Here is a 13,978-nt window from a genome sequence, read left to right as displayed (position 1 = left end):
TAGTGCGTGCTCCCGGCTCACATGGTGCGGATGGCCACGCTGTCGCAGAGCTCCTGGAGGGCAGCCTTGGCCGGGCAGTCCGGGAGCGGGTCGAGGAGGGCGCGGGCCTCCTCGGCGTAGCGCAGCGTCTCGCGGCGGGCCCGCTCCAGCGCCGGGTGCCGGCGCAGCAGTCGCAGGGCCTCGGCGTGCGCCGCGTCGTCCGCCGCGAGGTCGGTGTCGAGGAGCTCGCGCAGCCGCGCGTCGTCGGGGTCGGCGGGGTCGACGGGCAGCTGGCGCAGCAGCAGCACGGGCAGCGTGGGGACGCCTTCGCGCAGGTCGGTGCCGGGGGTCTTGCCGGACTCGTGGCCGTCGCTGGCGATGTCGAGGACGTCGTCGGCGAGCTGGAAGGCGGTGCCGATCTTCTCGCCGTACTGGGCGAGGGTGTCGACCATCCAGCGCTCGGCGCCGGCCATCATCGAGCCGAAGCGGCAGGAGACGGCGATCAGGGAGCCGGTCTTGCCGGAGATGACGTCGAGGTAGTGGCGCAGCGGGTCGTCCTCCGGCCGGGGGCCGGCGGTCTCCAGGATCTGGCCGGTGACCAGGCGCTCGAAGGCGTCGGACTGGATCCGGACGGCCTCGGGGCCGAGGTCGGAGAGCACCTGGGAGGCGCGGGAGAACAGGAAGTCGCCGGTCAGGATGGCGACCGAGTTGTCCCAGCGGCTGTTGGCGCTGGGGGCGCCGCGGCGCACGGGCGCCTCGTCCATCACGTCGTCGTGGTAGAGCGTCGCCAGGTGGGTGAGCTCGACGACCACGGCGGACGGGACGACGCCGGGGGCGGCGGGGTCGCCGAACTGGGCGGCGAGCATCACCAGCAGCGGCCGGAAGCGCTTGCCGCCGGCCTCGATCAGGTGGCTGGCGGTGACGGTGATGAAGGGGACGTCGCTCTTCACCGCCTCGATGAGGGCGGCCTCCACGGCGTCCATTCCGGCCTGGACGTCACGGGTCAGATCGCGGTCCTGCACGCTCAGCCCGAAGGGCCCCACGACGGTCACGAAGACCACTCCTGTCCCTGATCTATCCAGCGAGGCGGTCCCTGACCCCCGCCGTTGCACGTAGTAGGCAGCGTATCCGGTCACGAGTGGATCACTGCACGGGCGTGCTGGTCCGGCTGGTGCCGGATCGGTCTGCGCAGGTCAGGAGGGGGAACATCGGTCCGGCCCCCGCCCGTGGCGGGCGGGGGCCGGAAGTACTGCGGGTCGAGGGCTCAGCGGACGAAGACGGAGGCCTTGGTCGCCAGGTCCAGGAAGTACTGCGGGAGCAGGCCGAGGCCCAGGGTGACCAGCACGCCGACGCCGATGGCGGTGGCGGTGAGCGGGCTGGGCACCGCGACGGAGGGGCCGCCGGGCTGCGGGTCGGAGAAGAACATCAGGACGATCACCCGGATGTAGAAGAACGCGGCGACCGCCGAGCTCAGCACACCGACGATCACCAGCGGGGTGGCCCCGCCCGCGGCCGCGGCCTGGAAGACCGCGAACTTGCCGGTGAAGCCGCTGGTCAGCGGGATACCGGCGAAGGCGAGCAGGAAGAGCGCGAACACCGCGGCCAGCAGCGGGGAGCGCCGGCCGAGACCGGCCCAGCTGGAGAGGTGGGTGGCCTCGCCCTTGGAGTCGCGGACCAGGGTCACCACGGCGAAGGCGCCGAGGGTGACGAAGGAGTACGCGAGCAGGTAGAAGAGCACCGCGCTCAGGCCCTGCTTGTCGGTGGCGATCAGGCCGGTGAGGATGAAGCCGGCGTGCGCGACCGAGGAGTACGCCAGGAGGCGCTTCACGTCCTGCTGGGTGACGGCGAGGATCGCGCCGACCACCATGGTGAGGATCGCGACGCCCCACATCACCGGCCGCCAGTCCCAGCGCAGGCCGGGGAAGGCGACGTAGAACAGCCGCAGGAAGGCGCCGAAGGCGGCGGTCTTGGTGGCGGCGGCCATGAAGCCGGTGACCGGCGTCGGGGCGCCCTGGTACACGTCCGGGGTCCAGGAGTGGAACGGGACGGCGCCGACCTTGAAGAGCAGGCCGACGGAGACCATGGCGAGGCCGATCAGCAGCAGCGCGTCGTTCTGCGTGGTGACGGCGAGCGCCGGGGTGACCGGGGCGACGCCGGAGATCACGTCGGCGATGTCGGGCAGCGACACCGAGCCGGCGTAGCCGTACAGCAGCGCGGTGCCGAACAGGAAGAACGCCGAGGCGAAGGCGCCGAGCAGGAAGTACTTGACCGCGGCCTCCTGGGAGAGGAGGCGGCGGCGCCGGGCCAGCGCGCAGAGCAGGTAGAGCGGGAGGGAGAAGACCTCCAGCGCCACGAACATGGTCAGCAGGTCGTTGGCGGCGGGGAAGAGCAGCATGCCGCCGACCGCGAACAGGGTGAGCGGGAAGACCTCGGTGGTGCGGAAGCCCTCCCGGGTGGCGTCGCGCTCCTGCTCGCCGCCGGGGGCGGCGGCCGCCTGGGCGGTGAAGGCGTCCACGGTGTGGCCGTTCAGGCGCGGCTCCAGCCGGCCCTCGGCGAAGGTGAGCACCGCGAGGACGGCGGTCAGCAGGATCACGCCCTGCAGGAAGAGCGCCGGGCCGTCGATCGCGACGGCGCCCATCGCCAGCAGGCCGGCCTTGGTGGTGCCGTGGCCGGTGGCGGCGAGCACCACCACGGCGGCGAAGGCGCCGCCGAGGCCGAGCAGGGCGGTGGTGACCTGGGCGGTGAAGCGCATCCGGCGGGGCAGGAAGGCCTCCAGCAGGATCCCGACCAGGGCCGCTCCGAAGACCACCAGCATCGGGGAGAGCTGGCCGTACTCGACGTGCGGCGCGGGGATGCTGGGGCTGTTGCCGCCCGCAGCAGCGAGCCAACTCACTTCTGCTCACCTCCGGTGGTGGCGGCGACCGGGTGGGCCGGTGCCGGGTCGGTCTCGTGGACCTGGGAGAGGGTGGCGTCCACCGCCGGGTTGACGATGTCGGTCAGCGGCTTGGGGTAGACGCCCAGCAGCAGGGTCAGGGCCACCAGCGGGACGACCACGGCGAGCTCGCGGGCCTTCAGGTCGGGCATGCCCTCGACGGAGGCCTTCACCGGGCCGGTCATGGTGCGCTGGTAGAGCAGCAGCGCGTACAGCGCGGCCAGCACGATGCCGAAGGTGGCGGCGATGCCGATCGCCGGGTACCGGGTGAAGGTGCCCACCAGGACCAGGAACTCGCTGACGAACGGGCCCATGCCGGGCAGCGAGAGGGTGGCCAGGTTGCCGATCAGGAAGGTGCCCGCCAGGACCGGCGCGACCTTCTGCACGCCGCCGTAGTCGGCGATCAGGCGCGAGCCGCGGCGGGAGATCAGGAAGCCCGCGACCAGCATCCACGCGGCGGTGGCGACACCGTGGTTGACCATGTAGAGGGTCGCCCCGGACTGTGCCTGGCTGGTCATCGCGAAGATGCCCATGATGATGAAGCCGAAGTGCGAGATCGAGGCGTACGCCACCAGGCGCTTGATGTCCTTCTGGCCGATGGCCACCAGCGCGCCGTAGACGATCCCGATCAGCGCCAGCACGGCGATCACGGTGGCGAAGTTCCGCGAGGCGTTGGGGAACAGGCCGAGGCAGAAGCGCAGCATCGCGAAGGTGCCGACCTTGTCGACCACCGCGGTGATCAGCACGGCCGTTCCGGCGGTGGACTCGCCCATCGCGTTCGGCAGCCAGGTGTGCAGCGGCCACAGCGGCGCCTTGACGGCGAAGGCGAAGAAGAAGCCGAGGAACAGCGCCCGCTCCGCGTTCGGGTCGAGGTTGAGCTTGCCGCTCGCGATGGCGTCGGTCAGCGTCGGCAGGTCGAAGGTGCCGAAGCCCTGGCCGGCGGCGATCACGTACAGGCCGATCACGGCCGCCAGCATCACCAGGCCGCCGAGCAGGTTGTACAGCAGGAACTTGACCGCCGCGTAGGACCGCTGCCGGTCCGACTCGGGGCCGCCGGCCCGGTCGCCGAAGCCGCCGATCAGGAAGTACATCGGGATCAGCATGGCTTCGAAGAACACGTAGAACACGAAGACGTCGGTGGCCAGGAACGACACGATCACCATCGCCTCGACGGCGAGGATCAGTGCGAAGAAGCCCTGGGTGCGGCGCTTGGACTCGAAGCCGCCCTCGACGGCCGCCGGGTCCGCGTCGTGCCAGCCGGCCAGCATCACCAGCGGGACCAGCACGGCGGTGAGCAGGACGAGCACGGTGCCGATGCCGTCGGCGCCGAGCGAGAAGTTGATGCCGAAGGAGCGGATCCAGCTGTGGGACTCGGTCAGCTGGTAGCGCGCCCCGCCGGGTTCGAAGGACGCGGCGACGGCGGCGGCCAGCGCCAGGGTGGCGGCCGAGACCGCCAGCGCGACGGTCTTGGTGGTGCGGCGCCGGGCCTCGGTGGTGCCGGCCGGCAGCGCGGCGGTGAGCACCGCGCCCGCGGCCGGCACCGCGCAGGTGGCGGAGAGGAGGTAGCTCATCAGACCGACCTCATCAGGAGAGTGGAGGCGACCAGCACCAGCGTGCCGCCGAACATGGAGAGCGCGTACGTGCGGACGAAGCCGGTCTGCACCCGGCGGAGCCGGGAGGAGATGCCGCCGATGGTGGCGGCCAGGCCGTTGACGAAGCCGTCCAGGCCCCTGCTGTCGAACCAGACCAGGGTGGCGGCCAGCGCGGTGCCCGGGCGGACCAGGACGGCGTGGTTGAAGTCGTCCTGGAGCAGGTCGCGGCGGGCCGCGCGGGTCAGCGGGGAGCCGACCGGCGGGATCACCGGCACCGGGCTGCGGCCGTACATCAGGTACGCGACCGCGACGCCGGCCAGCATGCAGACGGTGGTGATCGCGGTGACGGTCAGCGCGGAGAGCGGCGAGTGGCCCTCGGAGAAGCCGGTGACCGGCTCCAGCCAGTCGACGAAGGAGTCGCCGTAGACGAAGAGCCCTCCGGCGAAGACCGAGCCGAAGGCCAGCACGACCATCGGCAGGGTCATGGTCTTCGGGGACTCGTGCGGGTGCGGCTCGTGGCCCTCGGCGTCGGTCTTCCAGCGCTTCTCGCCGAAGAAGGTCAGGACCATCACGCGGGTCATGTAGAACGCGGTGACGGCGGCGCCGACCAGGGTGCACAGGCCGAGGATCCAGCCCTCGGTGCCGCCCTTGGCGAAGGCCGCCTCGATGATCTTGTCCTTGGAGAAGAAGCCGGACAGGCCGGGGAAGCCGATGATCGCCAGGTAGCCGAGGCCGAAGGTGGCGAAGGTGATCGGCATGTACTTGCGCAGGCCGCCGTAGTGACGCATGTTCACTTCGTCGTCCATGCCGTGCATGACCGATCCGGCGCCGAGGAAGAGCCCGGCCTTGAAGAAGCCGTGGGTCACCAGGTGCATGATCGCGAAGGCGTAGCCGATCGGGCCGAGGCCGGCCGCCAGGATCATGTAGCCGATCTGCGACATGGTCGAGCCGGCCAGCGCCTTCTTGATGTCGTCCTTGGCGCAACCGACGATCGCACCGAAGAGCAGGGTGACCGCGCCGACCACGACCACCGCGGTCTGCGCGTCCGGCGCCAGGTTGAAGATCGCCGAGGAGCGGGTGATCAGGTAGACGCCGGCGGTCACCATGGTGGCGGCGTGGATCAGGGCCGAGACCGGGGTCGGGCCCTCCATCGCGTCGCCGAGCCAGGACTGCAGCGGCACCTGGGCGGACTTGCCGCAGGCGGCCAGCAGCAGCGTCAGGCCGATCGCGGTGAGCCTGCCCTCGCTCGCCTCCCCGGCGCCCTGGAAGACCGGGCCGAAGGCGAAGGAGCCGAACTCGGCGAACATCAGCATGATCGCGACCGACAGGCCGATGTCGCCGACCCGGTTGACGATGAACGCCTTCTTGGCGGCCGTCGCGGCGCTCGGCTTGTGCTGCCAGAAGCCGATCAGCAGGTACGAGGCGAGGCCCACGCCCTCCCAGCCGACGTACAGCAGCAGGTAGTTGTCGGCCAGCACCAGCAGCAGCATGGCGGCCAGGAACAGGTTGAGGTAGCCGAAGAAGCGGCGGCGGCGCTCGTCGTGGGCCATGTAGCCCACCGAGTACACGTGGATCAGGGTGCCGACGCCGGAGATCAGCAGGACGAAGGTCATGGACAGCTGGTCGAGCTGGAAGGCCACGTCGGCCTGGAAGCCGTTGACCGGGATCCAGCTGTACAGGTGCTCGGTGACCGCGCGGTCCTCCGGGGCGCGGCCCAGCATCTGTGCGAACAGGGTCAGGCCGAAGCCGAAGGAGAGCGCGGCGGCCAGCGTGCCGAGCCAGTGACCGAAGCGGTCCAGGGCGCGGCCGCCGAGCAGCAGCAGGGCAGCTCCGACCAGGGGCGCTGCGATCAGCGCCGGAATGAGAGAGTTCACCGAAGGCCCTCCGCCTACAGCTTCATCAGGTTGCTGTCATCGACCGAAGCCGAGTGCCTGGTCCGGAAGATGGACACGATGATGGCGAGGCCGACCACGACCTCGGCCGCCGCGACCACCATGGTGAAGAACGCGATGATCTGGCCGTCCAGGTTCCCGTGCATCCGGGAGAAGGTGACCAGCGCCAGGTTGGACGCGTTGAGCATCAGCTCCACGCACATGAACAGCACGATCGCGTTCCGCCGGATCAGCACGCCGGAGGCACCGATGGTGAACAACAGGGCGGCGAGATAGAGGTAGTTGACCGGATTCACTCCGCGGCCTCCTCGTGGTTCGGCACGGTCTCCAGCGCCTGCCGGGGGCCGGTCACCGGGGGCCGGGCGGAGGACGGCCGGCCGAGCAGGTCGGCCGTGGTCTCCTCCAGCTCGGCCATCCGCCGCAGCATGTCCTGGCTGACGTCGCGGATCTGGCCGCGCTCGCGCAGGGTGGCCATCACCGAGTCCTCGGCGATGGTGCCGTCCGGCAGCAGCGCCGGGATGTCCACCGCGTTGTGCCGGGCGTACACGCCGGGCGCCGGCATCGGCGGCACCTGGATGTTGTCCTTGACCCGCTGCGCGGCGAGCTGGCGCTGGGTCAGCGGCTTGCGGACCCGCTCGCGGTGGGTCAGCACCATCGCGCCGACCGCCGCGGTGATCAGCAGGGCGCCGGTGATCTCGAAGGCCCAGACGTACTTGGTGAAGATCAGCCGGGCCAGGCCCTGCACGTTGCCCTCGGCGTTGGCCGCGGACAGCCCGGTGAAGTCCTTCAGCTTGGCGTTGGCGATGCCCGCGATCAGCAGGACGCCGAAGCCGAGGCCGCAGAGCACCGCGGCGATCCGCTGGCCCTTCAGCTGCTCCTTCAGCGAGTCGGCGCTGGTCACGCCGACCAGCATCACGACGAACAGGAAGAGCATCATGATCGCGCCGGTGTAGACGACGATCTGCACCACGCCGAGGAACACCGCGCCCTGCGCCAGGTAGCAGACCGCCAGGGCCATCATCGTGGCGGCCAGGCAGAGCGCGCTGTGCACCGCCTTCTTCATCAGCAGCATGCCGAGCGCACCGCCGACGGCGATCACGGCGAGGATCCAGAACTGGACGGCCTCTCCGGTGGAGGTCATGACTGCACCTCCTTCTCGTGCGGGTGCTTCTCCTGCTGCACCGTGCCGGGCGCCGCACCGGTGATCTCGCCCCGGTAGTACGCGCCCTCGTCGGCGCCGGGGAAGATCGAGTGCGGGGAGTCGACCATGCCCTCGGTCAACCCGACCAGCAGCTGCTCCTTGGTGAAGATCAGGTCGGCCCGGCTGGAATCGGCCAGCTCGTACTCGTTGGTCATGGTCAGCGCCCGGGTCGGGCAGGCCTCGACGCACAGCCCGCACAGGATGCAGCGGGCGTAGTTGATCTGGTAGACCGCGCCGTAGCGCTCACCGGGCGAGTAACGCTCCTCGTCCCGGTTGTCGGCGCCCTCGACGTAGATCGCGTCGGCCGGACAGGCCCAGGCGCACAGCTCGCAGCCGACGCACTTCTCCAGGCCGTCCGGGTGCCGGTTCAGCTGGTGGCGGCCGTGGAAGCGCGGCGCGGTGGGCTTCTTGTACTCCGGGTACTGCTCGGTGAGCCGCTTCTTGAACATGGCCTTGAAGGTCACGCCGAAGCCGGCCGCCGGGCCGAGGATCGACTTCTCGGATGACTCGTCGGACATGTGCGGCTCAGCTCCCTTCGGAATGGTCGGCCCCGTTGAGGGCGTCCTGGAGTTGCGGGGCCCGGCTGCGCCGGCGCGGGACGGGCGGTAGCTCCTGGCCCGGCAGCGGCGGTACGGGGTAGCCGCCGGCCATCGGGTCGAAGGCGCCGCCGTTCTCCTCCTGCGGCTTCTCCTCGGGCTTGCGCCGCATCAGGTCCCAGACCAGCGCGAGCAGCAGGACCGCGCCGAGCGGGGCGCCGACGTACAGCACCACCCGGGCGAAGTCGTAGCCCTCGTTGCGCAGCGCCCGGACGCTGGAGACCATCACCAGCCAGACCAGCGAGACCGGGATCAGCACCTTCCAGCCCAGCTTCATGAACTGGTCGTAGCGCAGGCGGGGCAGGGTGCCGCGGAGCCAGATGAAGAAGAACAGCAGCAGCTGGATCTTCAGGGTGATCCAGAGCATCGGCCACCAGCCGTGGTTCGCCCCCTCCCAGAAGGTGGAGATCGGCCACGGGGCCCGCCAGCCGCCCAGGAAGAGCGTGGACGCCACCGCCGAGACGGTCACCATGTTGACGTACTCGGCCAGCATGAACATCGCGAACTTCAGCGAGGAGTACTCGGTGTTGAAGCCGCCGACCAGCTCGCCCTCGGCCTCCGGGAGGTCGAACGGCGCCCGGTTGGTCTCGCCGACCATCGCGATGATGTAGACGATGAACGAGACCGGTAGCAGCACCGCGAACCAGGTCGGTTGCTGGGAGGCGACGATCTCCGAGGTGGACATCGAGCCCGAGTAGATGAACACCGCCGCGAAGGACAGGCCCATCGCGATCTCGTAGCTGATCATCTGGGCGGAGGAGCGGATACCGCCGAGCAGCGGGTAGGTCGAGCCGGAGGACCAGCCGGCCAGCACGATGCCGTAGATGCCGATCGAGGCGGTCGCCAGGATGTAGAGCAGGGCGATCGGCAGGTCGGTCAGCTGGAGCGGCGTCCGGGTGCCGAAGATCGACACCTGGTCGTCGGCCGGGCCGAACGGGATCACCGCGAAGGCCATGAAGGCCGGGATCGCGGACACGATCGGCGCCAGGATGTAGACCGCCTTGTCGGCGCCCTTGACCACCAGGTCTTCCTTGAGCGCCAGCTTCACGCCGTCCGCGAGGGACTGCAGCATGCCCCAGGGACCGTGCCGGTTGGGGCCGATCCGCAGCTGCATCCAGGCGACGACCTTGCGCTCCCAGACGATCGCGATCAGCACCGTGCCGACCAGGAAGGCGAAGACGAACACCGCCTTCAGCAGCACCAGCCACCAGGGGTCGCGGCCGAAGTACCCGAGGGTCTCGTATGCGGCGAGAGTGTTCACTGGGCGTCCTCCGCCGGGGCGATGGTGACCAGGTGGCCGACCGTGGTGCCGAGCGAGCGGTGGACGCCGCCGCCCGGGGTGGAGTTGAGCGGCAGCCAGACCGTGCGGTCCGGCATCGCGTCGGTGATCTCCAGCGGGAGGACCAGCGAGCCGGCCGGGCCGGTGATCCGCAGGACGCCCGCCGCGCCGATCTCCTCGGCGGTGGACGCGGAGATCCGGGCCACCACCGGGTGGCGGGTGCCGGCCAGGTGGGCGTCGCCGTCCTGCAGCGAGCCGTTGTCCAGCAGCATCCGGTGGCCGGCCAGCACCGCCTGGCCGGTGGCCGGGCGGGGCAGCGGCGCCGGGTGCGCCGCCGGGGCGCTCGGCCGGTCGCCCGCCCAGGGGGCGAAGGTGTCCAGCTCCAGCCGGGCCGCCCGGACGTCGGGCAGCCGGATCGGGCGCTCCAGGGCGTCCGCCAGCATGGTCAGCACCCGGGTCTCGGCGTGCAGGTGGCGCTGCATCAGCTGGTCGGGCTTGAGCGCCGGTTCGAACATCCGGACCCGGCCCTCCCAGTCCAGGAAGGTGCCGGCCTTCTCGGCGACCGCCGCGACCGGCAGCACCACGTCGGCGAGCGCGGTCACGGCGGACGGGCGCAGCTCCAGCGAGACGGTGAAGGCCCGGCCGAGCGCCTCCTCGGCGAGCGCCGGGTCCGGCAGGTCCTCGACCCCGACGCCGCCGACCACCAGCGCGTCCAGGTCGCCCTGGAGCACCGCCGCGAGGATCTGGTCGGTGTCCCGGCCGGGCCGGGACGGCAGTTCGGCGGTACCCCACAGCTCGGCCGCCTCGGCCCGGGCGGCGGGCACGGTGACCGCACGGCCGCCGGGCAGCAGGCCCGGCAGCAGGCCGGCCTCGACCGCGCCCCGCTCGCCGGCCCGGCGCGGCACCCAGGCGAGCTTCGCCCCGGTGGTGTGCGCGAGCCGCAGCGCGGCGGTCAGGCCGCCGGGCACCTGGGCCAGGCGCTCGCCGACCAGGATCACCGCGCCCGGGCTGCGCAGCGCGTCCGCGCAGCGCCCGGCGTCGTCGGCCAGCACCTCGTCGCCGCCGAGCGCGTTCAGCCACTCGGCCTCGGTACCGGGGGCGGCGGGCAGCAGCGCGCCGCGCAGCTTGCCCAGGCCCCGGGTGGCGTGCGAGGCGATCGCGAAGACCCGCAGGCCGGCGGCCCGGTTGGCCTTGCGCAGCCGCAGGAAGACGATCGGCGCCTCCTCCTCGGCCTCCAGGCCGACCAGCAGCACCGCAGGGGCGGCCTCCAGCTGGTGGTAGCTCAGCCCTTCGCCGTCCAGGTCGACGCCGCGGCCGGCGACGGCGGCGGCCAGGAAGTCCGCCTCCTCGCCGCTGTGCGGGCGGGAGCGGAAGTCCACGTCGTTGGTGCCGAGCGCGACCCGGGCGAACTTGCCGTACGCGTAGCCGTCCTCGACCGTCACCCGGCCGCCGGTCAGCACCGCGGCGCGCGCGCCGCGCAGGCCCGCGGCGGCCGCGGCCAGCGCCTCCGGCCAGGAGGCGGGGACGAGTTCACCGCTGTCGTCGCGGACCAGCGGGGTGGCGATCCGGTCGCGCTGCTGGGCGTAGCGGAACGCGAAGCGGCCCTTGTCGCAGTTCCACTCCTCGTTCACCTCCGGCTCGTTGCCGGCCAGCCGGCGCAGCACCTTGCCGCGGCGGTGGTCGGTGCGCTGGCCGCAGCCCGCCGAGCAGTGCTCGCACACGCTCGGGGAGGAGACCAGGTCGAACGGGCGGGAGCGGAACCGGTAGGCCGCCGAGGTGAGCGCGCCGACCGGGCAGATCTGGATGGTGTTGCCGGAGAAGTACGAGGTCAGCGGCTCGTCGTCGCCGATGCCGACCTGCTGCAGCGCGCCGCGCTCGATCAGGTCGATGAACGGGTCGCCGGCGATCTGCTGGGAGAAGCGGGTGCAGCGGGCGCACAGCACGCAGCGCTCGCGGTCCAGCAGCACCTGCGAGGAGAGCGGGATCGGCTTCTCGTAGGTGCGCTTCATGCCCTCGAAGCGGGAGTCGGCGTCACCGGTGGACATCGCCTGGTTCTGCAGCGGGCACTCGCCGCCCTTGTCGCAGACCGGGCAGTCCAGCGGGTGGTTGATCAGCAGCAGCTCCATCACGCCGCGCTGCGCCTTCTCGGCGACCGGCGAGCTGACCTGCGTCCTGACCACCATGCCCTCGGCGACCGGGATCGTGCAGGAGGCGACCGGCTTGCGCTGGCCCTCGACCTCGACGATGCACTGCCGGCAGGCGCCGGCCGGGTCGAGCAGCGGGTGGTCGCAGAAGCGCGGGATCTGGGTGCCGATCTGCTCGGCGGCGCGGATCACCAGCGTCCCCTTGGGGACCTGGACCTCGACGCCGTCGATGGTGAGCGTGACGAGCTCCACTCCGGTGGAGGACTCGGTGACGGTCACGCGTGCACCTCCCTCTCGGTGGCGGACTCGTGGACGTGCGCCCGGCCGGCCCAGACGGTGGACGCCGCCGGGTCGAAGGGGCAGCGGCGCTCGGTGATGTGCTGCTCGTACTCCTCGCGGAAGTGCTGCAGCGAGGAGACGATCGGGCTGGCGGCGCCGTCGCCGAGCGCGCAGAAGGACTTGCCGTTGATGTTGTCGGCGATGTCGAGCAGCTTCTCCAGGTCGCCGGCGACGCCCTGGCCCGCCTCGATCCGCTTGAGCAACTGCACCAGCCAGTACGTGCCTTCGCGGCACGGGGTGCACTTGCCGCAGGACTCGTGGGCGTAGAACTCGGTCCACCGGGTGACCGCCCGGACCACGCAGGTGGTCTCGTCGAAGACCTGCAGCGCCTTGGTGCCGAGCATCGAGCCGGCCGCGCCGACGCCCTCGTAGTCGAGCGGCACGTCCAGGTGCTCGTCGGTGAACATCGGGGTGGACGAGCCGCCCGGCGTCCAGAACTTGAGCCGGTGCCCGGCCCGGATGCCGCCGCTGATCTCCAGCAGCTGGCGCAGCGTGATGCCGAGCGGCGCCTCGTACTGGCCGGGGTTGGTGACGTGCCCGGAGAGCGAGTAGAGGGTGAAGCCGGGCGACTTCTCGGTGCCCAGCGCCTTGAACCACTCCTTGCCCTTGGCCAGGATCGGCGGCACCGAGGCGATCGACTCGACGTTGTTGACCACCGTCGGGCAGGCGTACAGGCCGGCGACGGCGGGGAACGGCGGGCGCAGTCGCGGCTGGCCGCGGCGGCCCTCCAGCGAGTCGAGCAGCGCGGTCTCCTCGCCGCAGATGTACGCCCCGGCGCCGGCGTGCACGGTGATGTCGAGGTCGATGCCCGAGCCGAGGATGTTCTTGCCGAGGTACCCGGCCTCGTACGCCTCGGCGACGGCCGCGTGCAGCCGGCGCAGCACCGGCACGACCTCGCCGCGCAGGTAGATGAAGGCGTGCTCGCAGCGGATCGCGTACGAGGCGATGATCATGCCCTCGATCAGCGAGTGCGGGTTGGCGAAGAGCAGCGGGATGTCCTTGCAGGTGCCCGGCTCGGACTCGTCGGCGTTGACCACCAGGTAGTGCGGCTTGCCGTCGTTCTGCGGGATGAACTGCCACTTCATGCCGGTCGGGAAGCCGGCGCCGCCGCGGCCGCGCAGGCCCGAGTCCTTGACCAGCCCGATGACCTCGTCGGGCTGCAGGGCGAGGGCGGCGCGCAGCCCTTCGTAGCCGCCGTGGTGGCGGTAGGTGGCCAGCGTCCAGGGGCGGGAGTCGTCCCAGGAGGCGGAGAGCACCGGCGAGAGCAGCTTCTCGGCCGGCTCGGCGGAGGTCATCACGCTTCCGTCCCTTCGTGCCGGGGGGATACCACCTTGGTGCCGGGGGTGCCGGGCAGTGCCTCGCCCTTGGCCAGGCGCAGGCCGGCCAGCGAGGGCGCGCCGCCGGCGCCGGACTCGTCGTTGGCGCCGGGCCGCTCGTCGGGGAAGCCGGCCAGGATCCGGGCACTCTCCTTGAAGGAGCAGAGCTTGGCGCCGCGGGTCGGGCTGACCTCCTGGCCCTCGCGCAGCCGGTCGACCAGCTGCTTGGCGCTCTCCGGGGTCTGGTTGTCGAAGAACTCCCAGTTGACCATCACCACGGGGGCGTAGTCGCAGGCCGCGTTGCACTCGATGTGTTCGAGCGAGATCGAGCCGTCCTCGGTGGTCTGGTTGTTCTCGATGCCGAGGTGCTGCTTGAGCTCGTCGAAGATCTGGTCGCCGCCGAGCACCGCGCACAGCGTGTTGGTGCACACGCCGACGTGGTACTCGCCGGCCGGCCGGCGGCGGTACATGGTGTAGAAGGTCGCGACGGCGGTGACCTCGGCGGTGGTGAGGTCCAACTGCTCGGCGCAGAAGCGGATGCCGGTGGAGGAGACGTACCCCTCCTCGCTCTGCACCAGGTGCAGCAGCGGCAGCAGCGCGGAGCGGCCGACCGGGTAGCGGGCGATCAGCTCGCGCGCGTCGTTCGCCAGCCGCTCGTGCACCTCCGGCGGGAAGGGCTTGGCCGGCAGCGCCGGCAGGCCGAGTTCG

Annotated in this window: 11 protein-coding genes; all 11 read right to left on the bottom strand. The window is 71.4% G+C overall.

Annotated elements, in window-relative coordinates; translation table 11 throughout:
* Positions 1-17: 17 nt before the first annotated feature.
* A complete protein-coding gene (locus ACGFX4_RS15335; protein ID WP_393073517.1) occupies positions 18-1,031 on the bottom strand; it encodes a polyprenyl synthetase family protein in 1,014 nt (337 codons plus the stop codon).
* Positions 1,032-1,243: 212 nt separating this feature from the next.
* Entirely contained in the window at positions 1,244-2,872 is a 1,629-nt protein-coding gene (nuoN, locus tag ACGFX4_RS15330; RefSeq protein ID WP_393073515.1) for an NADH-quinone oxidoreductase subunit NuoN, read from the bottom strand.
* Positions 2,869-4,482, bottom strand: coding sequence for an NADH-quinone oxidoreductase subunit M (locus tag ACGFX4_RS15325; RefSeq protein ID WP_393073512.1), 1,614 nt, complete (start codon positions 4,480-4,482; stop codon positions 2,869-2,871). Before ACGFX4_RS15325 ends, nuoN begins: the two co-directional genes overlap by 4 nt.
* Positions 4,482-6,377 carry an NADH-quinone oxidoreductase subunit L gene (gene nuoL / locus ACGFX4_RS15320; protein WP_393073510.1) on the bottom strand — a complete coding sequence of 632 codons (1,896 nt, stop codon included), beginning with the start codon at positions 6,375-6,377 and terminating at the stop codon, positions 4,482-4,484. The genes ACGFX4_RS15325 and nuoL overlap by 1 nt, the downstream gene beginning before the upstream one ends.
* A 14-nt stretch (positions 6,378-6,391) precedes the next feature.
* Complete coding sequence (gene nuoK / locus ACGFX4_RS15315; RefSeq protein ID WP_280698134.1) at positions 6,392-6,691, bottom strand: NADH-quinone oxidoreductase subunit NuoK; 300 nt, start codon at positions 6,689-6,691, stop codon at positions 6,392-6,394.
* Complete coding sequence (locus ACGFX4_RS15310; RefSeq protein WP_393073506.1) at positions 6,688-7,536, bottom strand: NADH-quinone oxidoreductase subunit J; 849 nt, start codon at positions 7,534-7,536, stop codon at positions 6,688-6,690. Before ACGFX4_RS15310 ends, nuoK begins: the two co-directional genes overlap by 4 nt.
* The gene (nuoI, locus tag ACGFX4_RS15305; protein WP_393073503.1) at positions 7,533-8,114 is read right to left on the bottom strand and encodes an NADH-quinone oxidoreductase subunit NuoI; all 582 of its coding nucleotides are present in this window, start codon (positions 8,112-8,114) and stop codon (positions 7,533-7,535) included. The genes ACGFX4_RS15310 and nuoI overlap by 4 nt, the downstream gene beginning before the upstream one ends.
* A gap of 7 nt (positions 8,115-8,121) precedes the next feature.
* Positions 8,122-9,453, bottom strand: a complete 1,332-nt coding sequence (gene nuoH / locus ACGFX4_RS15300; RefSeq protein ID WP_393073500.1) for an NADH-quinone oxidoreductase subunit NuoH — start codon at positions 9,451-9,453, stop codon at positions 8,122-8,124.
* Entirely contained in the window at positions 9,450-11,894 is a 2,445-nt protein-coding gene (locus ACGFX4_RS15295) for an NADH-quinone oxidoreductase subunit G (protein ID WP_393073497.1), read from the bottom strand. Before ACGFX4_RS15295 ends, nuoH begins: the two co-directional genes overlap by 4 nt.
* On the bottom strand, positions 11,891-13,249 hold the full coding sequence (gene nuoF, locus ACGFX4_RS15290) for an NADH-quinone oxidoreductase subunit NuoF (RefSeq protein WP_393073494.1): 1,359 nt from the start codon (positions 13,247-13,249) through the stop codon (positions 11,891-11,893). The genes ACGFX4_RS15295 and nuoF overlap by 4 nt, the downstream gene beginning before the upstream one ends.
* Positions 13,249-13,968, bottom strand: a complete 720-nt coding sequence (gene nuoE, locus ACGFX4_RS15285) for an NADH-quinone oxidoreductase subunit NuoE (RefSeq protein ID WP_393073607.1) — start codon at positions 13,966-13,968, stop codon at positions 13,249-13,251. The genes nuoF and nuoE overlap by 1 nt, the downstream gene beginning before the upstream one ends.
* Positions 13,969-13,978: the final 10 nt, after the last annotated feature.

The organism is Kitasatospora sp. NPDC048365 (assembly GCF_043200835.1).
Lineage (GTDB): Bacteria > Actinomycetota > Actinomycetes > Streptomycetales > Streptomycetaceae > Kitasatospora > Kitasatospora terrestris.
Note: the sequence above shows the minus strand (reverse complement) of the source record. Positions and strands in the feature narration are given on the sequence as shown.